Here is a 24,634-nt window from a genome sequence, read left to right as displayed (position 1 = left end):
GGACTGATTGAACAGCTTTTGCGGGGTGTTGGGACCCTTGTTAACAATAAAAGCACAGTGGGCAGCCGCTTTTGTGGCTAAATGTCAGGCCATCCTGCAGGGCAGGTTGCTCGATGCTGACGGCGATCATTATTTTTCGTCAGGCTACTTGGGGCAGGTGGGTGAAGCGCTGGTTTACCGTGACATACAGTAAATCCAACTTCATGTCTCAGTGACTAAAGTCGAACTAAGTCAATCAGGGGTATCGGTTAAGTTTATTTAGTTATCCCTCGCTTTGCAGAGTGTTCACGCGTCACACAAGGAAGGAATGAAAAGAATGGAGGGCGGACATTTTGTACAAGTTATCGCCGTTACAAGCGGCAAGGGGGGCGTAGGCAAGACCGTTGTAGCGGTTAACCTCTCATTGGCGCTGGCAGAACTCGGCAAGCGGGTTGTATTGCTGGAAGCTGACTTGGGATTGTCGAATATAGGTGTTCTGCTGGGGCTTAACCCGCGGTACACCCTTGCCGATCTGATCGAGGGCCGCTGCGAGTTGACCGATGTGTTGATGCGAGGGCCTGGCGGGGTGCTCATTGCCCATGCCGCGTCAGGTGATAAGAGCCTGGCGCATTTGTCTGCAGCTCAGTACGCAGGCTTGATTCAGGTCTTCAGCGACATAGCTGACACGCTCGATGTACTGGTGATTGATACCGCTTCGGGTATCGGTGAATCGGTAGTCAGCTTCGTTCGGGCTGCCCGGGAAGTCTTGCTGGTGGTGTGTGACGAGCCGACCTCGATTACCAACGCGTATGCGCTTATCAAGCTGCTTAATCGAGACCATGGCATCAGCCGTTTTCGGGTCTTGGCCAATATGCAGCACCATCCAATGGACGGCCAAAGGCTGTTCGCAAAGCTGGTCAAGATTACGGATAACTTTTTAAGCGTAACGTTGCAGTATGTGGGGGCCATTCCGTACGACCAGGAGGTCCGCAAGGCTGCGCATATACAACGAGCCGTCTACCGAAACTTTCCTCGTTCCAAGAGCGCAAAGGCATTCAGGGCCATTGCTCAAAAGATCGATGCCTGGCCAATTTCAAACAGTCCGCGAGGACACATAGAGTTCTTCATAGAGGGACTGGTGAGTAACTCTATAAGATGAGGTTGTTGTTTGGCCGTTGAGTGTTAACTGTTTTTTTGTATCTGTTGATACAGGCGGTTGTACTTGCCTGTTTCAAACGGGCGCAAGCGTTATTGATTTCAGGGGTGTCAGGTGTCAGGTGTCAGGTGTCGTGAGTCACTGTCACATACACTTCGGGTGTCGATGACGAAAATCATTACTTGAAACAGCAGGGGCCAGGGGGGAGTTTCCCCCTTGACCTGTCACGTCACCGTATTTATCCAGAGAGCATAAGCCAATGTCTAAAGTTGCCAGATACCGGGACCTCGAACGCCAGATCATTGAACAACAGCGGGTCCTGGAGGCGCTCAAGAACGACAAGTCCTTTCAGGTCGAAGCCGAGTTTGAACACAAGTTGCGCACACTGATGGAAGCGTACGGGGTCAACCTCCATCAGATCGTGGCTTTGCTTGAACCGGTTGATGTTCGTACAACCGACAACGGCGCGGGTGTGACCAAGGCCCGGCGCACTGCCCGGGTTCTCAAGCGTTACCTGAACCCGCACACCCATCAAGTCGTCGAGACCAAGGGGGGCAATCACAAGATGCTTCAGGCCTGGAAAAAGGAGCATGGCCCGGATCAGGTCGGACGCTGGCTACTGACATAAGTCATGGACGGATCGAGCATGTGAACCTCAGGCGTCTCTTCAAGGCCCGTGACTCAGTGGCAAAAGAGGGTATTACGCCTCATTGAGCCAGAAACGCGACACCCACATTGAGCTGAAACTTTGGCTGATGTAGAACTCCCTGGCGTGTTTGTCCAAGTTGTTCAATCCTCGTGGTCCGGGCCAGAAAATGAAAATAAAAACCAATCGAACGCTAGCCACACCGTTGCTCATCTCGCTTCTGATGCTTCAGGGAACACAAGCCTTTGCCGAGGAGAGCACCGCTGCTCCTTCCAATCTATTGACTGCCGCAGTCGCCTGGAAGCAAACGGCTGCCGAGTTCGAAGCGCTTTACTATCAGGGCTTCAATGTAGCGAGGATGCAACTGGATCGAGCACTCCAGGCTCACAAGAAGGGGGATCGCCCTTTGGCTGTCATCAGCGATGTCGATGACACCGTTCTGGGCAGCAACAGCTATTGGGGTTACATGATCAACTCGGGAAAAGAGTTTTTTGATGACGGCGCGTGGGACAAATGGGTTGCTGACAATGGCCCTGTTGCCACACCCGGAGCGTTGGAGTTCCTGAACTACGCACACTCCAAGGGTGTAGAGGTTTTCTATGTCACGAGCCGTGATCAAGGGGAAAATACCTTTCAATATGCCCTGGAAAATCTCCGTAAAAACAAACTGCCTTTTGCCGACGAAAAGCACCTGACGGTTTATCGCGACAGCTCCAACAAAGAACCCCGACAGCTGGAGATTGCCAAAGATTTTGACGTGGTCGTGATGCTGGGTGACAACCTCAACGACTTCAAGCGCAAGTATTACGTTGCCGACGTCAAGCAACGCCTGAGCCTGATGACTGAAGATAAAGAGCAGTTTGGTCGCAAGTTCATCATCTTCCCGAACCCTACCGACGGGCATTGGCTCAAAGCGATTTTTGGCGACTCTGAACCGCCTGCAACGACTGAAAACCGCAGCAAGTTCAAGGCGGCGGCGGGTTCAACCGCCTGGCAGCCCAAGGAGTAATACGCAGATGTACCTGCGCTCGCGGCCAGAAAGATCCTTGATGGATGGAGGGATAACGAAGGGCAGCGCAGGTAACCCCTCAAACAGCGCTCTGGGTGGCGATGTTGCAATATTGCCCTTTGAAATACAGCAGTGGCTGCGTAACTGCAGTTGCTTGCAGGCTTAACGCTTTCACTTCGCCAATCACGATCAGGTGATCACCGGCGGCATGTTCGGCGTGAATTTTACAATCCAGCCAGTGCAGGCTCCCGGCAATGATCGGATTACCCAGCGGCGATTGTTGCCACTCGACGGCGTGCCACTTGTCCGTGCCTTTGCGAGCGAACTGGTTGGAGATCCCGACTTGCTCGCCCGACAGGATATTGACTACGAATCGGCCAGCCTGACGAATTTTTGGATAGCTGGCCGAACTGGCCATGACGCTGAATGACACCAGCGGCGGGCTCGTCGACACGCTATAGAACGACTGGCATGTGAAGCCTATCGGCTCGCCATCAAGGTGTGACGTAATCACCGTGATACCGGATGCGTAATGCCCGAGCGCTTCGCGAAAGCTCAATGGCTCGATAGTCGTGTTGGGAAGTGACATGGCAAGTCCTGAAAATGGGGTGCAACCCGAGCGTGAGAAAAGGCCTGAAGTAGCCGTGAATGTCGGCTGACTAGAGCGGTGCCCAGTGCTGGAAGCGGGCCCGACAGTCCGCTTCCCGTACGCCACTTGCGGCTTTAACTCAGCGCTGGTTCAAGAGTTCTCTTCGAACGATGTCTGCGCCTGCACTTAATGCGTTCAGCTTGCCTCTTGCTACCTGGCGAGGCAGGGGGGCCATGCCGCAGTTGGTGCAAGGATAGAGCTTGTCGGCGTCGACGAATTGAAGTGCTTTGCGCAACGTGTTGGCAACTTCCTCGGGTGTTTCAATGATATGGCTGGCCACATCAATGGCCCCCACCATCACTTTCTTACCGCGAATGAGTTCAATCAGGTCCATGGGAACATGAGAGTTGTGACACTCCAGCGAGATGATATCGATACTGGATTTTTGCAGCTTGGGAAAGGCTTCCTCATACTGACGCCACTCGGACCCCAGGGTTTTTTTCCAGTCGGTATTGGCCTTGATGCCATAGCCATAGCAAATGTGCACAGCCGTTTCACATTTTAGGCCTTCAATTGCTCTTTCCAGGGTCGCCACCCCCCATTCATTCACCTCGTCAAAGAACACGTTAAAGGCAGGCTCATCAAACTGGATGATGTCGACACCGGCAGCTTCCAATTCCCTGGCTTCTTCATTGAGGATCTTGGCGAATTCCCAAGCCAGTTTTTCGCGACTTTTATAGTGATTGTCATAAAGCGTATCGATCATGGTCAGGGGGCCCGGCAGCGCCCATTTGATAGGTTGACTGGTTTGCTGTCGCAAGAACTTGGCATCTTCGACAAAAACCGGCTTTTGGCGAGCAACCGCGCCCACGACCGTCGGTACGCTCGCATCATAGCGATCACGAATCCTGACGGTTTCACGCTTCTCGAAATCAACACCGCTGAGGTGCTCAATAAATGTGGTGACGAAGTGTTGGCGCGTCTGTTCACCATCACTGACTATGTCAATGCCCGCGTGCTGTTGTTCCTGAAATGCCAGTCGCAAGGCATCTTGTTTGCCTTCGACCAACTCCTCATCTTGCAGTTTCCAGGGAGACCACAGTGTCTCGGGTTGTGCAAGCCAGGCGGGTTTAGGCAAGCTGCCAGCCGTTGAAGTGGGTAGCAATTTTTTCATGTTAGAAGACCTTGAATATGTTAGGTGTCAAAGAGAGTAATTAGCCGACCACTGCTCAAGTACTGCCTGATAGGGTTTGATAAAGTGCTCTTCAACAAACTTGCCTTGCTCAACAGCCAGCTGGCTACGTTCTTCTCGGTTGTAAACAATTCGAGTCAGTGAATAGTCCTGGTGCTTCAAGCTGGGCTGATAGAATTTCCCGGCGGCCGAATTCGCATTGTAGATTTCAGGGCGGTAGATCTTTTGGAAAGTATCCATCGTACTGATGGTGCTGATGAGTTCAAGGTTGGTGTAATCACCCAGCAAGTCGCCAGAGAAATAAAAAGCCAAAGGCGCCACACTGTTGGTCGGCATGAAGTAGCGGACTTTCAACCCCATTTTCTTGAAATATTCATCCGTTAAAGAGTATTCATCCTGTTGGTATTCAATGCCCAGTACGGGGTGCTGGTTTTCAGTGCGATGGTAGGTTTTGGTGTTCGAGACGCTCAGGCATATAACGGGTGATTTTTTGAAGTTATCCGTGTAGGTACTTGAATTCACGAAGCACTTGAACAGATTCCCGTGGAGGTCGCCAAAATTCTCAGGCGTGCTGAATGCGGACTGGCCCTCATTGTGCCCCGGCAACGCCACACTGAAGTCGTAGTCACGCACGTACGAAGAGAAATTATTCCCTACCATGCCGTCAACGCGTTCATTGGTTTTTCGATCAATAATGCAGGTCTTCAGGAGTTCAATCAAAGGGATGGCAGTGCTGCTGTTTTCGCTGTCGATGTTCATCTCGACGGAAATAATGTCGAGTTCAACCGTGTAGCGATCGCCTTTAGGGTTGTCCCACTGGGCCAAGGCATTGAAACGGTTGTCGATCATCTTCAACGTGTTGCGCACATTCTCCTGGCGACTCTTTCCTCTGGCCAAATTAGCAAAATTGGTCGTGATGCGCGTATTTTCGGAGGGGTGATAGTCTTCGTCGAAACGAAGGCTCTTGATCGTAAATGAGAACGCGGTGTTCATTGTAATTTGCCATCCTGATGTCTGAGATAAGTCCTGAATGTGTTTATTGTTTTTCAGTGTTTTCCACTGTTGTCGTCTGGTTTTTTTCTCAGTAAAATGTAGAGTGCCTGTCATTAAGACGTATTTTAAGCCGGGCGATAGATTGAGCGACAATGAATTGATTTCACTAAATCGTTAGTCCTGTTCATGATGGGATTTACGTTTAATCGCGGCTAACAATCCTCCCTCTTGTTTAAAAGACAACGATGCTGCGCAATGACAAGTGTTTGCGAGCCATCAGTCGCTTTTGTGTGCCGTCAGGTAAAGCGTGGGCTTTAAACCGTCTGCGGGCTGGAATAAACGGCGATTCTTTGCTTGAGTTTATCTACTGCTACACACGTCGACCCATAAGGGGCCGGTCCTGGAGAATGCAATGAGCCCTCGATCTCTACGTTCCGCCGCACTGGCTGTTACTGTGACCCTCGGTTTTTTCCCCGGCGTGGATGCCGCCGAATACAGCAGCGTAAATCCTGCGGCCAGCACCCTGAGTTTTACCTTCAACCAGATGGGATCGAGGGTCTATGGCACCTTTGGCAAGTTTGTCGGGACTCTCGAATTCGACACCGCACACCCCGAGGCGGCCCGGGCCAGGCTGACCATCGACCTCGACAGCATCGACGCCGGTAGCGAAGACGCCAACACCGAGCTGCAAAAGCCTGCCTGGTTCGATACCACGGCTTATCCCGTGGCGATCTTTGAGTCGACCCGCATCAAGGACATGGGAAACAATCGTTACCGGATCACGGGCAACCTCACACTCAAGGGGGTTACCCGGGAGGTGACAGTGCCGGTGCTGCTGAAGTCAGATCGAACCATTGGCATTTTCGACGCCGAGCTGGTGCTCAAGCGCAGTGACTTCAAGGTCGGTGCCGGGGAGTGGTCCGACAGCCTGGTTTCCGATGACATCGACATACGCTTTCGGATGGTTGCGCCGGAGCACTGAGAGTATTAGGTGTTTGGGGGCCGATGGTTCGTGCTGAACGCTGGATGGAAAACTATACAACCGGCGGGTAACGTTCATCCAGTGATGCTCGGCGTGGTTCAAATCACAATGGCATGGTGAGCGAAAACGGAATGCGCAGCGCCTCGACAGGCCCTGCATCCCGGCCGCACATTTCGTCGTGCACGCATTGCTGCACCAGTACGCAAGGAAATGCCGGTACGGCGTGCAGCAATTCTCGCAGGTGGGCGATCGAACGCAGGTGCATTGGCTGGGCCGCATCATCCAGCAAGGTGAACTGGCCGTGATCCTGACGGACCCGTGCCAGATAAAATCCACCTTCGATTGACAGCAACTCCAGCTCGCGTATTTCGCTGTTGGCCGCACGTTCGGTGAGGGTTTGCAGGTTCATGTTTCACTCCTTGCCTACCAGGGCAGGCGTTCTCCATCGTAGGCAAAGAAATGGCCGCTGTCGGCCGGCGTCAACTGGTCAATCAAGGTCAGTAATTGGGCAGCGGCTACCTCTGCCGGACGGGCGTTGCAGGCTCCGCGGAAAAGTTGCGACAACCCTGACACAACCGTGCCCGGGTGCAGGCTGAGCAAACGGCTCTGCGGGCGAGTGCGGGCCAGTTCAATGGCGGCGCTCTTGATCAGCATGTTCAGCGCCGCCTTGGAGGCGCGATAGGCGTACCAGCCGCCCAAACGGTTGTCGCCAATGCTCCCGACCTTGGCCGAAAGCATTGCCATCGCTCCCCGAGGTTCGAGCAGCGGCAGAAAGTGCCGCAATACCAGCGCCGGGCCCAGCGTATTCACTTGAAAGACGGCCTGCAGCGCCTCCTGTTCGATCGCGCTGAAGCTTTTTTCCGGCTTGATCCGGTCGCGATGGAGCAGGCCGGCAGCGTGCACGATCAGTTGATAGGGCGCTTCGGCTGCCAGTTCGGTGGCGGCGCTGGCAATCGTGTCGGGGCGCTCAAGGTCCAGTTCGGGAACGGTCTGGCGCCCCAGGGCGTGAACTCCGGCACAGCGCGGATCCTGTCTGAGCTGTTCGCAAAAAGCCGTGCCAAGGGCCCCACTGGCGCCGATTACCAGCGCGCGATAACCGTCCCCGAGGGAGGCCATGGTCCAGGGCCGGTTCATTGGCTCGCTCCCGTGCCCTGGCGACGGAAGAATAACGTCACCTGGCCGACCTCTACCCCGAACTTGGACATAGTGGTGCGGTTGATCAACGTGTCCTCGTCCATCAAGTACATCCAGTCGTCCATGCTCATTTCGTAGGTTGAGTCGCCGACTGGCAGGTTCAGGCGATACCGCCAGTGCAAGGTGTTTCCAGCGACTTGGCCCTTGGCGACACCCACCACATCATCCGCACGACCGCTCCAGCGCCCTTGGCCCTCAGGGGTGAGGACCCACACGCGGCGCTGGCGAGTACCGTCGCTGTAAAGGAAGCGCTCGTCGAGAATCAGGTTGTTGCCCTCGCGTCGGCTGGCGATGTTGACCTCGAAACGCTTGGCAACCTCACCGCTGCGTTTCTGAAACATCCCCCAGGCTTTGACGGGCTGGCTGAAAAAACGCTCCAGATCCAATGCCGGTTGCTGATCCGTATAACGGGCGACATCCACACTGGAGCAGCTCGCGACGCTGAGTGCCAGGGCCAATAACAGCAGAAATCGGGTCATTGCCTTACTCCCTGAAGTTCACAGGTGGTGAAGGTGAAGTTTCGAGCCAGAGCCCTGTACGGCTGGCAGCCCGCGTACAGGTTTGTCGTCGTTGCAAGAGCGGCAGGAATTCCTGCCGCGTCGTCGACTATCACCCAAGGCGCCCGGCATTTCAGAGGCAGCCATGACCGATTTCATCTCTATAGCCAAATACCTATACGCGATAAATGTTTTGTATAGGTTTTGATCAAGGTAGGCTGAAAAAAAACACCTGACAATGAATCAATAATCTTTTTTGTGCGCACGCGAAAACCTCACAACGCAGAGATGTGAGGTTGCTCGGATAGCTGATTGTGCTGTGTGGGAGCTTTAGGATGAGCGGCTCAGAATCGCCCACTAATACCCAGCAACGGCCCCTTCTGGACAATGTCGTAGACAAAGCCGTCATGACGATAATTAACCCCCATCGCCCGGTAACCGGCCACCGCCGAAAACCCGGGGGAAAACTCCCAGCCTGCCAGCGCTGCCAGGTCCCAGTCTTCCCGGGACTGCCCGGCGCCCGCCATCCCCCAGGATGACAACCAGAATCGATCGTTCACGGCATAGTGCCCGCGCAGGCCTGCCATCGCGTCTGCCCATGTCGCATTGTCAGAGCCCGACAAGCCACCAAGGGGGCCACCATGGAAGGTGAGGGTGGTGCCGCTGTACCAGACACGCACGCCACCGGCGACATCCAGTCGACGATTATCATCACCCAGCACTGTGTAGCCTCCACCCAGGAACCCGGAGGCTGTCTTGCTTTCTACCTCAAGTTTGGCGCCCCCAGGCAGGTGGTTGCGGGTGTCGGTGTCGATGTACATCAGGTCGGCGAGCACGCTGTAGGGGCCTCGACGCGCCTCACCCATCAGCATCACCGACATATCGACCGTCTTGGCGATGTCGGAGAAATCGGATTTGATGAACTGGGTGCCAGTACTGCCATGACCCACGTGTCCACGAATGCCAGCGCCCCATAGGTAAGGTCCGCCGTTGAACGTCCAGTCTTCGTTGTCTGCCGCCATCGCGGGCCCGGCTGCGATGAAGGCGCCAGCCAGTAGTGCCAGACGTGCGTGCTTGCGCCGCAAAGCCGAGCGGGTGTTGTCACTGTACATGATGGTGTTTTCCCGATCAGTGCTGGGTCAGCGAGAGCGCCACGGCCTCGGCCGCACAGTCCTGTGCAGGCTTCAAACCGGCTTTTTGCGCGGCCTTGACCTCTTCCTTGGCGGCCGCCATATCCGCCAGGAACGTCGGATTGCTGTGCAGGCTCGCCACCGTCGCAGCGCCCATGATGCGGCCTGCATCGACGTCGCTCTGCCAGTGAGCGTCGCAGATGACCCGGCTCTGGCCGAATGACAACCCGCGGGTCATCAACTCGTTTGCACGCGCAGGCTGTATCTCGGCCAGCAACAGCCCCCAGGCCCAACCGGCTGCGGAGTGGCCGGAAGGCCAGGAGCCATCCGTGCGCAGCAGCGGTTCCATGTCTTTGCGGCAGGTTCCTTCGTTGTGTGCCACGAATGGTCGGGTGCGGTTGTAGGCATTCTTCCCGGCATAGGTGGAGCCGCCCGCATCCGACAGGGTGCGCTGCATCAAGGTATAAAGATGCGGTGTGTTTTTCTCGGTGATCGGCGTACCCATCGCGCAGGAGAATGCGTTGGCCGGGCCCGGGAATGACAGCTCCGCATCCGTCGCAGCGAGTTTCTCCCGGGCCGTACCGCGTAGCGACAGCGCTGCTCGCCGTGCTTCCTCATCCCGTGCCAGCGCCGCAGAGTCGGGCTTTGGCGGGGCGCCCAGCAACGCCAGGCCCAGGGGAAGGTCTGCTGAAGGTAGATAGCCTGGGGCCAGCTTGAAGTGAGGGTCCGTGACCTTGGTGGCAGCATCGTCGGCAAGCACCAGCCCCGACCAGAGCAGGCCCGCCAGCCCCAGTTGCTTATGTACTGTTTTCATCGAGTGTTCCCTTATCAAAACCGGTAAAGGGCATTCAGATAGGCGCCTGCGCCCACGCTCTCACCCGTCAGCGGGCTGTTGCGGGCGTCGGAGACCAGGGCGTAGGTCTTGATGCCGCCTTCCAGCGCCAACTGTGGTTGCCATTGCCACGTGAGGCCCAGCTTCAAGGTCACGTCCCGCATGCCGCCACCGGGGTGGTATTCGTCGAAGCCGGTTCGCGCCGCTTGTTGGGCGGTGACGCCGAAGCGCGCCATCATGTCTTTCTCATTGCTCCAGGTGCCGTACAGGGTCGAGTCCAGGGTCAATGTTGAAGACAGCGCGTAGGTTGTGGCGAAACCGGCTTCCAGGAACGCGGTACGCCCAAGGCTTTCGCCACCGTAATTGCGGCTCTGGCTAGCTTGCAGGCCACGAACAAACAGACGACCGCCCGGCAAGACCCAATACGCTTCCGCCCCGACAAGCGCAGTGCTGTCCAGATTACCCATTCCCCTCAGGTAGTCATCGCGACCGCCCAGCGTGTGGATTCTTTCCTTGCGACCCTGGTCGTAACCCAGCAACAGGGCGATCCCGAAAGGGGACAATCCTGGCAAGTCCCAGCGCAGGCCATCCGGGAATGAGGCGGTAAACTTGCCCCAGTTTTCAGTAGGCAAAACCGCCTTGAGTTTTAGGGACGGGAACGCGGCGTAGTGTGAAGAGCCTTCGTACAAGGGGCCGACGGCGAGTCCGCCACCGACTGTGACAGACGGCTCGCTGCCTGAGTCGTCGGCGTGTGCAGGCAGTGCCATCGCGAGGGCGAGGGTCGCCCCCGTTATGAACTGAGCTGGATGCTTGAAAAAGCTTGAACCACCGATGGTCGTCATTGATTGTTTCCTTTGGTGCAAGACGTCAGAACTTTTAGTTAATGGCTGATTTAGAGGGCGACGGGCTGCGGTTTTGGGAAAAGCCACTGGCCGTTCAATATCGGGTCACTCGGTTGATAAAGACGGACCGTATAGTTCCAGCCGGGCGGAGTAGGCAGGCAGTTAGGGATCTTTCCGTCACAGCCACCGAACTGGATGACAATCGAGCCGTCATCATTTTTCTTGGCCGTTAAGTTGTTCAGCGAATAAGCGTCGTAAGGGTTTTTCTGGAAGTAACCCTCTGCGTTGTAAACACTGACAGACCAGAAACCGTTGACGGGGACATCTCCCACGTTGAGCCGGTAAATGGTTTTGCCATCGTTCTCAGGCATCACGCCGCCAAGGTAAATGGCGTCTTTGGCCGGGTTGCCGCCCCACCCTGTGGCAGTGCCGATAAGGTGGTGAACGGGATTGACCGTGCCCTTGGGACCAAAGGACTGGTTGTAATCGGGAATAGTCGAACCCAGGACCTCCAGGGCATCACGCACTTTTGTCTGGCTGGCCTGGTCCCACTTCGGAACCACGAATTCCCCCACCTTGGCCTGGCTGACGGTGATTGCGTCTTGCAGCGCATGTACCTTTTCAAGGTCTTTGCGATCCGTGGGATCGAAGAACGTGCGCACAGCGACAAACACATAACGTGTACCGACTGCCTCTTTCGTCAGTGTCTGGCGGCCGGCGCCGTAAGTGACGATAGGAACGTAGTGATCTTCATTGACCACCGCCATCGACATAAACCGTCCGGCGGCCTCAGGCAAGATGATCGTGACGGGGCCTGCATCGAGATCGAAAACCGCAGACGAATAGAGCGTGTCCCGATTCATCCGGACCACATTCTGGGCGTCGATGGGCACCGCTTCGCGGGTATGAACAAACCGGCCCAAACTGCCAGTCGCGACCATTTTCCCCAAGTAGAGGTCGGACTCGGCACGGGTAAAATTATCTACACCCACCGGTATCGACGCATCCGAGTGCGACTGTGCGTTGGCACTTCCGAACGCTGCCAGCGCTATTGCGAAGATGCAGGCCGTGGACGAATGGGACATTTAAACCTCTTGCTTTTATAAGTGGGCGTTAATTTTTCGACTGTATAAGAACGCCTTGACCCAAACTTGCCATTTGGTGCCAAAAACAAAGTGAGCAGGCACGCGAACGCGCCTTTGGAAAGGGGAGGAATATTTAGGGGAGGGGGGTTAGAGGTCTTGTTTCAACAGGGCGCGATAACGCGACGGCGGGCTCCCGGTCCAGCGCTTGAAGGCCCGCGTAAAGTGCGCTGGATCGCTGTAGCCGACCATATAGGCAACTTCAGTCGCGCTGTATCTGCCGGTGGCAATCAACTTAAGGGCTTCACTGCGACGTGTCTCGTCACGCAGAGCATCGAAGTCGATGCCGCAATGTTCAAGTCGACGCTGCAAGGTTCGAACAGACAACCCGATCTTTCTTGAAATAGTCGTCAGCTTGGAGAGTTCCTGATCCGCTATCTGCCGGGCGAGCACGTCAGCTGCGTCAGCGGTCGACTTCAAGGCCTGGGTGATTTTCCAGGCGACATCTTTTACAGGTTGCAGGGGGATTTCGAGCAACTCACGATCGAATTCGATCATGTTGTACTCGGCGTTCATGACGAGGTTCGGGCCCAGGTATTCTTCCAGCGCCTCGTCGCCGCGCTCTCTCGGGTTTTTCAGATGCACGCGTATGGCACCAGCCGCACCGGACATGAGCGGCACTTTTCGAAGTACCGCCAGTGTGCCGAAAATGACCTGCTTGGGATCAGCCCCGTGGTGCCCGGTAAAGTGCTGGATCAGTTTCGTCGTGCGGCCTTCGGTGATAATTCTGACTTCGCTTCCCTGATGTAACAAATCCGTATGGACTGCCGCTGCTGCACAAGCCTGAGCGAGGTTGGTCGAGCCCAATATCAACTCGCCCCACATGCCGGTTGAGCGCACATCTGTGAGGTGCCCGATCATCCCCCCGCCGAAGGGATCCTGCGCGATAGCGGCCATTTTGTTGGCAATATGAAAACAGTCCGCTCGCGGTACCCAGGCTTCAGGGTTTTGAAAAACATGGGGGGAAATACCAAAACGCCGAAAGAACTCCAGCGGCGAAACCCCGCGCATGCTCAGGTAGGGGGCTATTTGCCTAAGTGTGCTGAGTCTGATGGCCGGCCTGGCATTCGTCATTGGTATCCGCACCTGTTTTTAAAGGCAATGCACTTGAGAACCGTTTTGGGACGCATGTAAAAGCGGGCAAACATTTTGCCAAAGTCGCGCTGTTGACAGTACAGGAGCCACGACTTTCGATCATCGATTTTCGACATTCACACCGCACCGTAGCGCGTGCAGACGGGTTTCAAGCAGCAAGCATCGCCAAAGAGAAAAAGGCGGCTGTGCGAACTGAATCGCTCCGTTTTTTTAACTCAAAAGACATGCCACCTTCTCAAATTGAACGCTGGTTAACACGCGCCATCAGTTGCTCAGCCGATTCTTTGCGTTCCGAGTAGCGATCTACTAAAAAATCTTGCCGATCGCGCAGCAGAACAGTGAACTTCACAAGCTCTTCCATCACATCGACGACGCGGTCGTAGTACGCAGAGGCTTTCATCCGTCCGGCCTCATCGAATTCCATATACGCCTTCGGAACTGAAGACTGATTGGGGAGGGTGAACATGCGCATCCAGCGACCCAGCACGCGCAGTTGATTGACCACGTTGAACGACTGCGAGCCGCCGCACACCTGCATCACCGCCAGTGTCTTGCCCTGGGTGGGTCTTACGGCGCCAAGCTCCAGCGGGATCCAGTCGATCTGCGCCTTGAACACCGCCGACATCGCGCCGTGACGTTCCGGCGAACACCAGACCTGGCCTTCGGACCATAACACCAGATCGCGCAGCTCCTGCACTTTGGGATGGTCGACTGGCACATCGTCAGGCAGGGGCAGACCGGACGGGTTGAAGATGCGCGTTTCGGCACCGAAGTGTTCGAGCAGGCGTTCGGCCTCTTCGACCAATAGGCGACTGAAAGAGCGCTCTCGGGTCGAGCCGTAGAGAAGCAGGATGCGCGGTTTGTGCCCCTCGATCAGCAATGGCCCGGAATGATCGAACAGGGTGGAGTCGAGGTTAGGCAGATGTTCGGACATATATCCTCCTTAAAGCACGCCGATGCGGTCGAGCTCGGTTTTCAGTTCGTCGCGGCTGAGACGGGTAAACGGTAGATCAAGAAAGGCCCGGCATCGTCGTTCGATGTGCGCCAGGGTGGCGCGAAAGGCAGCGTCAATTGCCGCTTCGTCAGCCGTCACTTCGGAGGGATCCTCTAACCCCCAGTGGGACTTTAGCGCCGGGCCGAAATACACCGGACAGGTTTCACCAGCGGCTTTGTCGCAAACGGTAATGACGATGTCCGGCGGATTGCCTTCGAAGGCGTCATTGCCTTTGCTGTACAGGCCGTCAATCGAGATACCGGCCTGTTGCAAGGTAGTCAGGCTGCGCGGTAGTACCTGGCCTTTGGGGAAGCTGCCAGCACTCACCGCTTCGAATCCCGGCGGTGCCAGGTGATTGAACATGCCTTCTGAAAGGATGCTGCGGCAGCTGTTGGCGGTACACATAAACAGGACTCGCATGGGGTTTTCCTTGCGCATTGGGCGGACATCAAAGACTGAGGCGCAGGACTAGCGCCGACAGGGTAATCAGCAACACCGGGAGGGTAAGCACGACGCCGACCTTGAAGTAGTAACCCCAGGTGATGCGCAGGCCTTTGCGCTCCAGCACATGCAGCCAGAGCAACGTGGCCAGACTGCCGATGGGGGTGATTTTCGGGCCCAGGTCGCAGCCGATGACATTGGCGTAGATCATCGCTTGGCGAATCAGCCCTTGCGCATCGCTGGCCTGAATCGACAGCGCGCCGATCAGCACGCTGGGCATGTTGTTCATCACCGACGACATCAGCGCAGACAGCAGCCCCGTGCCGAGGGTGGCGCTCCATATTCCCTGTTCAGCGAGGCGGTTGAGCAGTTCGGAGAGAAGGTCCGTCAGTCCGGCATTCTTCAGGCCATATACCACTAGATACATGCCCAGTGAAAACACTACGATCTGCCACGGAGCATCCCTCAGCACGCGACGTGTCGAGATTTTGTGGCCCTTGGCGGCGACGCCTGACAGGATTGCCGCACAGACCGCAGCCACAGCGCTCACCGGGATGCCCAGCGGTTCCAGGGCGAACAGCCCTACCAGCAGGATCAACAGCGTCCAGCCACCGACGATGAACGTCGCGCGATCGCGGATCGCTGCTTTGGGCTCCTGTAACGCATCCGTCGCATAGTGGTGCGGCAGGTCTTTGCGAAAGTAGACAAAGAGCACCAGCAAGGTCGCGGCGACACTGGCCAGGCTTACCGGCACCATCACCGACGCGTATTCGGCAAAGCCCAGTTTGAAATAGTCAGCGGAGACTATGTTCACCAGATTGGACACTATCAGTGGCAGGCTCGCGGTGTCGGCAATGAAGCCTGCAGCCATAACGAACGCCAGGGTTGCGGCAGCTGAAAAGCGTAGTGCGATCAGCATCGACATGACGATGGGAGTGAGGATCAGCGCCGCGCCGTCGTTGGCAAAAACCGCCGACACTGCCGCCCCGAGCAGTACACAAAACGCGAACAAGCGGTAACCACTGCCTTTCGCCCAGCGCGCAACATGCAGCGCAGCCCATTCGAAGAAGCCGGCTTCATCCAGCAGCAGACTGATGATAATCACCGCGATAAACGTGGCGGTCGCGTTCCAGACGATGGCCCACACCGCAGGAATGTCATGTAGCGAGACGACACCAACCGCCAGCGCTGTCATTGCGCCGAGGGTAGCGCTCCAGCCGACGCCGAGGCCTTTGGGTTGCCAGATGACCAGCACGAGTGTGAAGACGAAAACAGCGATAGCGACAAACATTCAAGACTCACTTGATCCGGGGTCAGCAGCAGGTCGCTTCGCGAACCGGACGGCCATCCATGTTTTGTAGACGGGCGGCGTTATCCTTGAGCCAATCGGCGTTGGCCCTGGACGTCACTTGCAAGATGTCGTGAACCCAGGCCGGAAAATCCGGATTGAGGCGGTAATAGACCCATTGGCCCTGACGACGATCAAGCAGCAAACCATTGCTGCGCAATTGCGCCAGGTGGCGGCTGATTTTTGGCTGGCTTTCATCAAGGGCGCACATCAATTCACACACGCACAACTCACCTTGATCGGCAATCAGCAGGGTCGCGCGCACGCGGGTTTCATCGGCCAGGCTCTTGAAGAGTTTGGTGGGAGTGATCATGAGAGGCTCGCTACATACGGAATGCCGAATATACGAATATCCATATATAACTAGCAAGAAAAAAACTTCTTACGGCCAACAGCGGACGTTCGCTCCCGGCTGCTGACGACCCATACGTCCGTGTTGTACCCGAGCAGAACGCATCTTGCTCCGCAGGTACATGCTTTGTCGGCTGGGTAAGTCAGCGGTTTGCGCTTATTTATCCTGCGTGGCTTGAATAAAAGAGTACCGGGGATCAGGCGCGCAGTTCGCAACTACAGTCTTTGGCCAAGACACTGCAGCTGTGATGTGCGAGCCACTATGGCAGGCGTTACCTTCGCTCAAGACAGCGCAAAGCCGACGGTAACTCGTTAAACAGTTTCTGATATTCCAGGGTGAAATAACTCGAGTGGCCAAACCCCCAACGTTCGGCGATATCGGCAATGCTTGCATATGGGTCCTCTTTCAATGCGCGGCGCGCACCGTTCAAGCGAACCGACCGCAGATACTGCACAGGTGTAACCGCGGCCACCGACTGAAAACTATATTGAAGTGTGCGTCGTGACACCTTCAAACGTCGACAAAACTCAAGCACGTTCGTTGGCGTTGCGGGTTCTTCAATCAACCACTGATGACAGCGTTCAACGATGTAATTGTGGGTACCAGGCCGCGGCGTTTCCTGAGGTGCATCAGTCACTCGCTCCAACCACTCTACGGCCATGAGAGTCAGCGACTGCCATGTCGAGCTGGTCGGCGAGCCCTCCATCAAAGCCTTGAACATCACTATGCCAGGGGCCATGCGGTGTGTTCGCAGGCACACGCGTTTCGGCCGATCCAGTTGCATCAATGCATCGAGCACCGCTTCGTCCAGCAGCCCGCGTAACGTTGCATAGGGAATCGACATGCACAGCACATCCATGCCCGCGGGTGTGAAGACGCGATATTCGTCGTTCGGCAGCAAAACTGTTGCGCATTTTTCCGCCATCGTCCCTTGATAATCCACAGCAGGCCAAGCCAGCGGAAACAATATGTTGACCGCATTGCGCGGTAGACAGATGTGCTGGATAACCTGCTGATTGAGACGCTCACGAAACAGCTGAACTTCACCCGCCTGGACCACATCCAGCCAACCTTGGAGGCGGCCGCAGCTGAGCTGGTCATAGCGCTGACGCCAGCCTGGCAATGCGTTGGCATGCTCGAAAATATCGGTTGTATGAAGGGATTGACGCACGCGGAACCTCTACGGGCAGGACTCTGTAACGGGTAAATGTTACAAATTGTTAGCAAGCGTTATGCCAATAAAATCCCCCCCCCAATACGTGCTGAAGGACCAAGTAGTGCCATTTAAAGCACCAACTTGCAGCATGCCTGCGTCAAGTTAGTGCGCCGCTCTGGCGCAACTATCACTGCCAGCCCCTGGCGTGATGAATTGCCAATTTGTGTTAAAGGACGCCAACAACTTCACCTTACAGTGATTGTGCCTGCTGGCTCCCGACTACTTCGCTCTCATGCATAGAACGCTGTTTGGCTCGCCCGCAAAATTGAACAAGAAAACCGTTGGCGAAAGAAACATGCCTCATTACTTTACTGGGCACTTTAAGGACTTCACTGATGAGTCATACACTCAAACGCCGTCAATTTAATTTAGCTCCGCTGGCCTTGGCTTTAGCCCTTGCCGGCCTTGCCTCGACCGCCCATGCACATGGCGGCGCAGCGCAGATGGTGCCCCTGAAGTCGACCCTGGAAAATTTTGGGGCCACTGTAAAATGGGACGACTACGCCAACCTCTTCGTTATTTCCAAGGATGGGGCATATATCAAGGTAAAGCCGAACAGCAAAGTGGCGATGCTTAACGGCAAAAGACTGGAGCTTAGCGTTCCGGTGGTTTTCAAAAAAAATACTGCACTGATGTCGAATAACTTCATCAATGAAGTATTCCAGTCGGGCCTGGATAAAACGTTTAGCGTCGAAACCCGGCCTCATCCACTTAATGCTTTGAGTGCAGACGAAATCAAGTTGGCGGTCGAGGTGATCAAAGCTTCGGAGCACTCTAAAAAAGACTTCCGGTTCACGGCAATATCGCTCCGGGGGCCGAAAAAGAGCGAAGTCTGGGACTTTATCTATACCGGAAAGCCCGTAAGCCAATCTCGCGAGGCCGATGTGACCGTGCTCGATGGCAGGCACGTCGTCGAAGCTGTGGTAGACCTGGGCAGCAAAAAACTCCTGAGTTGGGAACCGACCAGGAATGTTCACGGGATGGTCTTGCTGGACGACTTCGCGACTGTGCAGTCTGTCATAGAAGGCAGCACTGAATATGCTCAGGCGCTGGCCAAACGTGGCATCAAAGACGTCAAGAAGGTCGTCACTACGCCGCTCACTGTGGGCTACTTTGATGGCAAAGACGGCCTTGTTCAGGACCAGCGTCTGCTTAAGGTGGTCAGCTATCTGGATGTTGGCGATGGCAACTACTGGGCTCATCCGATCGAAAACCTGGTGGCCGTCGTCGACCTGGAAACCAAGAGCGTGATCAAGATCGAAGATGGAGTGATAGTGCCGGTGCCAATGAAACCTACGCCTTACGACGGGCGAGGGCGTAAAGCGGCGACCGTCAAGCCACTGGAGATCATCGAACCCGAGGGCAAGAACTACACGATCACCGGCAACAGCATTCACTGGCAAAACTGGGATCTGCATTTGGCACTCGATTCGCGGGTAGGCCCGGTGATTTCCACAGTCACCTATAACGATCAGGGCAAGAAGCGCAAAGTCATGTACGAAGGGAATCTGGGCGGCATGATCGTGCCCTATGGAGATCCAGACGTGGGCTGGTACTTCAAAGCCTATCTCGATTCCGGAGACTACGGCATGGGGACTCTCACTTCCCAGATCCAGCCTGGCAAGGATGCGCCTCAGAACGCGGTGTTTGTTGACGCGACCATCGCCGACTATGCCGGATCGCCCGTCAATATCCCCCGCGCGATGGCGATATTCGAACGCTATGCGGGACCTGAATACAAGCATCAGGAAATGGGCCAACCCAACCTCAGCACCGAGCGCCGGGAGTTGGTCATTCGATGGATCAGCACCGTCGGCAATTATGACTACATTTTTGACTGGGTCTTCCAGGAGAACGGTGTGATCGGTATCGACGCAGGTGCAACTGGCATCGAGGCAGTCAAAGGTGTGAAGTCCAGCACCATTCATGACGCCACTGCCAAAGAGGACACTCGCTACGGTACCTTGATCGACCACAACATTGTCGGCACCACTCACCAACACATCTACAATTTCCGCCTGGACATGGACGTAGATGGCGAAAACAACTCGCTGGTCGAACTTAATCCCGTCGTTGCCAAAAATGACCGCGGCGGGCCGCGCTCCAGCACCATGCAGATTGACCAAAAGGTGGTCAGCACTGAGCAGCAAGCTGCACAAAAATTCGATCCCGCGACTATTCGCCTGATCAGCAACACGAGTAAGGAAAACAAGATGGGATACCCGGTGTCCTACCAATTGATCCCTTATGCAGGTGGGACTCACCCTGTGGCCAAGGGCGCCAATTTCGGTAGCGACGAATGGCTGTACCATCGACTGAGTTTCATGGACAAGCAGATATGGGTGACCCGTTACGATCCTCTGGAGCGCTATCCAGAAGGTAAATACCCGAATCGCTCTGCAACGGATACCGGTCTGGGCCTATTCACAGCCAACAACCAATCGATCGAAAGCAGTGACAATGTGGTGTGGCTTACCACTGGTACCACTCACGTGGCTCGCGCAGAGGAGTGGCCGATCATGCCAACCGAATGGGTGCACGTACTGCTCAAGCCTTGGAACTTCTTCGACGAGACACCCACACTGAACCTCAACTCACCGAAATAAGCTCAGCCTCTGTAGCCGTTTTCAGCTACAGAGGTTTCCCCCTGGTTGTGGTCGTCACAGGTAATCCTTACCCAGCCAGATTGTTGCGGCGCGTGCTGAGGCCTCACGTACGTTTTCACTCTTGCCGGATATTCAATTAAATGGCGCCAACATGGTGCAACTCATAACTCTTTGCACTACTGTCTCGCATGAAAAACCCGACCGAAAATCGCAAGGATCAAGTATGTCCGTTAGGCGATACATTATGACCTTCCAGGGATAGATGTCCTGTATTCATAATTATAATATTAAAACCCTTCATGATTTATTATTAAGTGCCTGTTTGATTTTTGTTTTCTGCGGCGATAGCGGAATAATTAATTGTGCCTGCTAATTATTAAGCGTCAGGCGAATGGCTTTTATATCTCGGCACTTAAAGCTTTTGGCATGCGGTTTGCTCTCAATCATTGTGACATTAACTTAGTTGCGAGTGTGGTCCAATGAATAGAGAGCAATACTTAGCAGAAAGCACCAGGGTTGAGTTATTCAGTGTCCGTGGCTATCAGTTGGTCATTGGTGTTATTTGTATGATGGCTATTTCCAGCCCGCAATATGTCTGGACACTTTTCACCGCCCCCCTCACTGAAAAACTGGGTGTTTCGCTGGCGCAGGTTCAAATAACCTTTTCATTATTGATTATCCTGCAGACCTTCTTTTCGCCAATACAGGGTTATCTGGTCGATCGTTTTGGTATTCGTACACTCGTGGGTCTCGGTTGTGCGCTGTCGGGTCTCAGTTGGATTCTGGCCAGCCAGGCCTCGTCGCTGAGCATGCTTTACCTGAGCTACGGAGTGGTCGGGGGTCTGGGTACCGGAATCGTTTATGTCGGCATCATCGGCCTGATGGTGCGCTGGTTCCCTGATCGCCGGGGCCTTGCCGCCGGGGCTGTGGCTGCCGGGTATGGCATGGGCGCCATGATCACCACCTTTCCTATCAGCAACAGTCTGAAAAGTGCAGGCATGGAAACCACAATGCTGACCTTCGGTCTGGCGCTAGGGCTTGTGGGGCTGGTGGCATCGCGCTTTCTGCGCCAACCCCCGACATCGCAGAGTGATGATCCACTGCCGAAAACGAAACAAATCGTAGTCGATGTGCCACCGCGCGAAGTGCTCAAGACACCTGTGTTCTGGCTGATGTTTGCCATGTTTACCATGATGTCGACGTCAGGCCTGATGGTCACTTCGCAAATGGCCAGTTTCGCCGAGGACTTTGGAATGACGTCCGTGATGGTGATGGGTATGGCTGCCTTGCCACTAGCCCTGACCATCGACCGGATATGCAATGGCCTGACACGGCCGCTGTTTGGCTGGATCTCCGACCGCTACGGCCGCGAGAACACCATGGCCTTCGCGTTCTTCTTCGAAGGTATCGCCATGACCCTTTGGCTGCTGACCAGCGATAACCCAGTGCTGTTTGTCCTGCTCTCTGGCGTTGTGTTCCTGGGCTGGGGCGAAATTTTCTCGCTGTTTCCTTCGACCCTGACTGACACCTTCGGTACACGTCACGCCACCACCAACTATGGCTTCCTGTACATGGCGCAAGGAATCGGTTCGATTTTTGGTGGCCCGGTTGCTGCGCTTCTGCACCAAAGTACCGACAGCTGGTACCCGGTTTTTGCTGTTGCCATCAGCTTCGACATCATTACCGCCGGGCTCGCCTTTTTCGTCCTTAAACGCATGCGCGCCAATTGGATCGCCAAGCACGCTATGAAGTCTTGAATAAAGGATAAATCGTATGTTGAACACTACCCTTGCTGCCCGCGGAATAGCCGTAGCCCCTCATAGTCTGGCGGCACAATCAGCCCTGGCCGTTTTGCGCGAAGGCGGCAACGCCATCGAGGCCATGGTCGCAGCGGCTGCCACGATCGCCGTGGTTTATCCTCATATGAATAGCCTTGGGGGCGACGGTTTCTGGTTGATTGTGCCAGCTCAAGGCGCGCCACTCGCAATCGACGCCAGCGGCCCGGCGGGTAGCCTGGCGACGCTCTCTCGATACGACGGCATGAGCAAGATCCCGACACGTGGTGCCGACGCCGCAGTCACCGTCGCGGGCACCGTTGGCGGTTGGCAGGAAGCGCTGGTCGTAGCGTCTGAGCTGGGTGGAAAAATCCCGTTGCCACGCCTGCTGGAGGATGCCATCCACTACGCGTACGCCGGGATCCCCACCACACCGTCGCAGCATCTGGCTACTTCCAGCAAACAAGCCGAACTGCAAGGCATCCCGGGATTTTCCGAAACCTTTTTGCACAACGGTGCTGCACCTGAGGCTGGTAGCCTGTTCAGGCAGCCGCGCCTGGCAGCCACCTTGCTCACACTCGCCGAAACAGGTCTGGACAGCTTCTACCGGGGTACATTGGCCGACTCTATAGCCAAAGACTTGAGCGCGCTGGGCGCACCGGTCACCCGTGAGGATTTGGCCAACTACCGAGCCAGGCGCGTACGCCCTCTGGAGTTGGAGCACAGTACTGGCACCGTCTACAACCTGATACCGCCCAGCCAGGGACTGGTATCGCAACTGATTCTGGGCATTGCCGACCATGCCGGTCTTGGTCATTACTCTGCGGACGGGGCTGATCATGTCCATACCCTGGTCGAAGCGACCAAATTGGCCTTTGCTGTACGCGACGCCCATATTACCGATCCTGAGCATATGACGATCGACCCGCAAAGCTGTCTCGATCCAGCCTACCTGCAAGCACTTGCGGCACAAATCAACCCTCAGAAAGCCGCGCCTTGGGGCGAAGGCAAAGGCCCCGGCGACACCGTCTGGATGGGTGTGATCGATAACGACGGGCTAGCCGTATCGTTCATCCAGAGTATTTATCACGAATTCGGCAGCGGCATCGTGCTGCCAGAATCTGGGCTGAACTGGCAGAACAGGGGGGCTTCATTCAGCCTGGATCCGCAGCACCTTTTGACCCTGAAACCCGGAAAGAAGCCTTTCCATACCCTCAATCCTGCTGCAGCACGCCTGAAGGATGGAAGCACCATGGTTTACGGCACCATGGGCGGTGATGGACAACCGCAGACGCAAGCTGCTGTGTTCAGTCGCTACGCCGTATTTGGTCAGCCGTTACAGCAAGCCGTGACGGCACCGCGCTGGTTGCTAGGGCGTACCTGGGGTGAAAGTTCCGACACATTGAAAATGGAGTCGCGTTTTAACGATGAAGTTTTGAATGAGCTCAAGCGTCGAGGGCACGAAGTAGAGGTATTGAATCCTTTTTCCGAGACCATGGGCCACGCGGGAGCAGCGGTTCGGCTCGTTAATGGATCATTTGAAGGTGCATTTGACCCGAGGGGCAATGGAGCTGCTGCCGGTTATTGACAACTGAATGTGGGTTAGCGAAAGCCAGCGACTGAAGCATGGCGCGACGAGGTTGATTTTTCTATTAGATAAATTTACAAATCTATCGCGCACTGATTAAAATAAATAAAAATTTAAAAGTCATGCCTTGGGTGAGCTCGTGAAAAGTATTTTGATTGCATCTGTCTTGTTAAGCTCCGTGCTTTCTTTAAAGGTTTTGGCGAGTGGGTTAGAAGTCGAGCATAAACTAATTGAGCAGCGCTGGTATACGTTCGAAGACGTGATAAAAAAGAGAAGCACATATAATAGGGTAGATATTTCGCGAGGGTACATCGAATACTATTTCGAGGGTGATAAATATACCCCCCAGTATCCAGAAGAGAAATTGTCACCGCGCCAAAAATTCTATTCCAATCATGGTGGCGTTGGAACTTATGCGATTGCTGATTATGAGGCCGAGCTAGACAGGGCGTGCATAGATGTTGTCTCTGGTTCTTTAGGGGCATTTATAGGTGACTATGAAACCTCCAAAAGATCTGATAGACAACAATATAAGCGAGTCGTAGTCGGCATAAGGTCTTTGACGTACAAAGGCCCTGAGTATAACTTCAAGAGTCCCACATCTTGGTCGCCTGTAGCGTTACCCAAGGACAATAGAAGTCTTCTTTGTGATATTTATGAAGTCAATAGCAAAGAGAGTGATATGAAATACATTGTTTATGCTGCTTCAGAGGCTACCGCTATGTTTGACGAAATTCATGCGATCCCACTGCCAGACAAGAAGGTCGAGTAATTAAAACTCTTCGCACTCATGCTGCGGCCCCCATTGCTGTGGCATTAGCTGGATCAACCTTGAAGCGGTGAACTGAATAATGGGTTTTGAACAATTGGCTCAGCTAAGTGACCGACTTCGGGCTGGAAAGGAGCAAGAGCTGTCTGGCACGATGGGCGGCAATTGGCCGAGAGCTGGCCTCCGTGACGGGCTGCTATTGGCCACCGCCGGACGGATACAGATGATCGAGTTGGTGCCGCATAGATGGGCGCCGGTTTAACCATG

At 55.1% G+C, this 24,634-nt stretch carries 24 protein-coding genes; 8 read left to right on the top strand and 16 right to left on the bottom strand.

Translation table 11 applies throughout. The features are described 5' to 3' along the window. The first annotated feature begins 316 nt into the window (after nucleotides 1–316). From VSQ83_RS13110 to VSQ83_RS13100, 3 genes are all read left to right on the top strand, one after another. A complete protein-coding gene (locus VSQ83_RS13110) occupies nucleotides 317–1,138 on the top strand; it encodes a MinD/ParA family protein (RefSeq protein WP_326397831.1) in 822 nt (273 codons plus the stop codon). 256 nt (nucleotides 1,139–1,394) lie between these two features. Next, nucleotides 1,395–1,763: a histone-like nucleoid-structuring protein, MvaT/MvaU family gene (locus tag VSQ83_RS13105; RefSeq protein ID WP_326426969.1), complete on the top strand. Its 369-nt coding sequence runs from the start codon at nucleotides 1,395–1,397 to the stop codon at nucleotides 1,761–1,763. Nucleotides 1,764–1,950: 187 nt separating this feature from the next. Then, nucleotides 1,951–2,790, top strand: coding sequence for a 5'-nucleotidase, lipoprotein e(P4) family (locus VSQ83_RS13100; protein WP_219261764.1), 840 nt, complete (start codon nucleotides 1,951–1,953; stop codon nucleotides 2,788–2,790). A gap of 79 nt (nucleotides 2,791–2,869) precedes the next feature. Here VSQ83_RS13100 and VSQ83_RS13095 read toward each other — a convergent pair whose 3' ends face one another. The 3 genes from VSQ83_RS13095 to VSQ83_RS13085 all read right to left on the bottom strand — a co-directional run bounded on the left by VSQ83_RS13095 (nucleotide 2,870) and on the right by VSQ83_RS13085 (nucleotide 5,564). Continuing rightward, complete coding sequence (locus VSQ83_RS13095) at nucleotides 2,870–3,379, bottom strand: flavin reductase family protein (protein WP_326426968.1); 510 nt, start codon at nucleotides 3,377–3,379, stop codon at nucleotides 2,870–2,872. 139 nt (nucleotides 3,380–3,518) lie between these two features. Further along, nucleotides 3,519–4,553 (bottom strand): methionine synthase, encoded by a 1,035-nt coding sequence (locus tag VSQ83_RS13090; protein ID WP_326426967.1) that lies wholly within the window; start codon nucleotides 4,551–4,553, stop codon nucleotides 3,519–3,521. Between the two features lie 27 nt (nucleotides 4,554–4,580). Beyond that, nucleotides 4,581–5,564 (bottom strand): DUF1852 domain-containing protein, encoded by a 984-nt coding sequence (locus VSQ83_RS13085; RefSeq protein ID WP_326426966.1) that lies wholly within the window; start codon nucleotides 5,562–5,564, stop codon nucleotides 4,581–4,583. A gap of 412 nt (nucleotides 5,565–5,976) precedes the next feature. On the opposite strand from VSQ83_RS13085, the gene VSQ83_RS13080 reads away from it, so the two are divergent. Continuing rightward, nucleotides 5,977–6,546, top strand: a complete 570-nt coding sequence (locus VSQ83_RS13080; protein ID WP_219261768.1) for a YceI family protein — start codon at nucleotides 5,977–5,979, stop codon at nucleotides 6,544–6,546. Between the two features lie 103 nt (nucleotides 6,547–6,649). Here the strand turns inward: VSQ83_RS13080 and VSQ83_RS13075 are convergent, their stop codons facing one another. The 13 genes from VSQ83_RS13075 to VSQ83_RS13015 form a co-directional block, all read right to left on the bottom strand. Then, the gene (locus tag VSQ83_RS13075) at nucleotides 6,650–6,955 is read right to left on the bottom strand and encodes a DUF6482 family protein (RefSeq protein WP_219261769.1); all 306 of its coding nucleotides are present in this window, start codon (nucleotides 6,953–6,955) and stop codon (nucleotides 6,650–6,652) included. Nucleotides 6,956–6,969: 14 nt separating this feature from the next. Next, complete coding sequence (locus tag VSQ83_RS13070) at nucleotides 6,970–7,680, bottom strand: SDR family NAD(P)-dependent oxidoreductase (RefSeq protein ID WP_326426965.1); 711 nt, start codon at nucleotides 7,678–7,680, stop codon at nucleotides 6,970–6,972. Further along, a complete protein-coding gene (locus VSQ83_RS13065) occupies nucleotides 7,677–8,219 on the bottom strand; it encodes a DUF3833 domain-containing protein (RefSeq protein ID WP_326397837.1) in 543 nt (180 codons plus the stop codon). Before VSQ83_RS13065 ends, VSQ83_RS13070 begins: the two co-directional genes overlap by 4 nt. A gap of 362 nt (nucleotides 8,220–8,581) precedes the next feature. Continuing rightward, the gene (locus VSQ83_RS13060) at nucleotides 8,582–9,349 is read right to left on the bottom strand and encodes a hypothetical protein (RefSeq protein ID WP_405046692.1); all 768 of its coding nucleotides are present in this window, start codon (nucleotides 9,347–9,349) and stop codon (nucleotides 8,582–8,584) included. 16 nt (nucleotides 9,350–9,365) lie between these two features. After that, on the bottom strand, nucleotides 9,366–10,181 hold the full coding sequence (locus VSQ83_RS13055) for an acid phosphatase (RefSeq protein ID WP_326426964.1): 816 nt from the start codon (nucleotides 10,179–10,181) through the stop codon (nucleotides 9,366–9,368). Between the two features lie 14 nt (nucleotides 10,182–10,195). Further along, the gene (locus tag VSQ83_RS13050; RefSeq protein ID WP_326397839.1) at nucleotides 10,196–11,041 is read right to left on the bottom strand and encodes a MipA/OmpV family protein; all 846 of its coding nucleotides are present in this window, start codon (nucleotides 11,039–11,041) and stop codon (nucleotides 10,196–10,198) included. A 50-nt stretch (nucleotides 11,042–11,091) separates the two neighbouring features. Beyond that, nucleotides 11,092–12,126: a DUF1254 domain-containing protein gene (locus tag VSQ83_RS13045; protein ID WP_219261774.1), complete on the bottom strand. Its 1,035-nt coding sequence runs from the start codon at nucleotides 12,124–12,126 to the stop codon at nucleotides 11,092–11,094. 147 nt (nucleotides 12,127–12,273) lie between these two features. After that, entirely contained in the window at nucleotides 12,274–13,257 is a 984-nt protein-coding gene (locus VSQ83_RS13040) for an AraC family transcriptional regulator (protein ID WP_219261775.1), read from the bottom strand. 256 nt (nucleotides 13,258–13,513) lie between these two features. Further along, nucleotides 13,514–14,212, bottom strand: a complete 699-nt coding sequence (arsH, locus tag VSQ83_RS13035) for an arsenical resistance protein ArsH (RefSeq protein ID WP_133078648.1) — start codon at nucleotides 14,210–14,212, stop codon at nucleotides 13,514–13,516. Nucleotides 14,213–14,221: 9 nt separating this feature from the next. Next, nucleotides 14,222–14,692, bottom strand: coding sequence for an arsenate reductase ArsC (locus VSQ83_RS13030; protein WP_219261776.1), 471 nt, complete (start codon nucleotides 14,690–14,692; stop codon nucleotides 14,222–14,224). Nucleotides 14,693–14,720: 28 nt separating this feature from the next. Beyond that, nucleotides 14,721–16,004: an arsenic transporter gene (locus VSQ83_RS13025; RefSeq protein ID WP_326426963.1), complete on the bottom strand. Its 1,284-nt coding sequence runs from the start codon at nucleotides 16,002–16,004 to the stop codon at nucleotides 14,721–14,723. Between the two features lie 22 nt (nucleotides 16,005–16,026). Next, a complete protein-coding gene (locus tag VSQ83_RS13020; RefSeq protein WP_219261778.1) occupies nucleotides 16,027–16,374 on the bottom strand; it encodes a metalloregulator ArsR/SmtB family transcription factor in 348 nt (115 codons plus the stop codon). Nucleotides 16,375–16,684: 310 nt separating this feature from the next. Then, nucleotides 16,685–17,584, bottom strand: coding sequence for a helix-turn-helix domain-containing protein (locus tag VSQ83_RS13015; protein WP_219261779.1), 900 nt, complete (start codon nucleotides 17,582–17,584; stop codon nucleotides 16,685–16,687). Nucleotides 17,585–17,964: 380 nt separating this feature from the next. Here VSQ83_RS13015 and tynA point away from each other — a divergent pair, with 380 nt between their 5' ends. From tynA to VSQ83_RS12995, 4 genes are all read left to right on the top strand, one after another. Then, the gene (gene tynA / locus VSQ83_RS13010; protein WP_219261780.1) at nucleotides 17,965–20,235 is read left to right on the top strand and encodes a primary-amine oxidase; all 2,271 of its coding nucleotides are present in this window, start codon (nucleotides 17,965–17,967) and stop codon (nucleotides 20,233–20,235) included. 479 nt (nucleotides 20,236–20,714) lie between these two features. Next, the gene (oxlT, locus tag VSQ83_RS13005) at nucleotides 20,715–21,992 is read left to right on the top strand and encodes an oxalate/formate MFS antiporter (protein WP_326426962.1); all 1,278 of its coding nucleotides are present in this window, start codon (nucleotides 20,715–20,717) and stop codon (nucleotides 21,990–21,992) included. A 16-nt stretch (nucleotides 21,993–22,008) separates the two neighbouring features. Next, a complete protein-coding gene (locus tag VSQ83_RS13000; protein WP_326426961.1) occupies nucleotides 22,009–23,598 on the top strand; it encodes a gamma-glutamyltransferase family protein in 1,590 nt (529 codons plus the stop codon). A 139-nt stretch (nucleotides 23,599–23,737) separates the two neighbouring features. Continuing rightward, nucleotides 23,738–24,370: a hypothetical protein gene (locus VSQ83_RS12995; protein WP_326426960.1), complete on the top strand. Its 633-nt coding sequence runs from the start codon at nucleotides 23,738–23,740 to the stop codon at nucleotides 24,368–24,370. Nucleotides 24,371–24,634 lie beyond the last annotated feature (264 nt).

The organism is Pseudomonas sp. DSV-1 (assembly GCF_035830915.1).
GTDB lineage: Bacteria > Pseudomonadota > Gammaproteobacteria > Pseudomonadales > Pseudomonadaceae > Aquipseudomonas.
The sequence above is the reverse complement of the archived record's forward strand: the minus strand, read 5'-3'. Positions and strand labels throughout refer to the sequence as shown.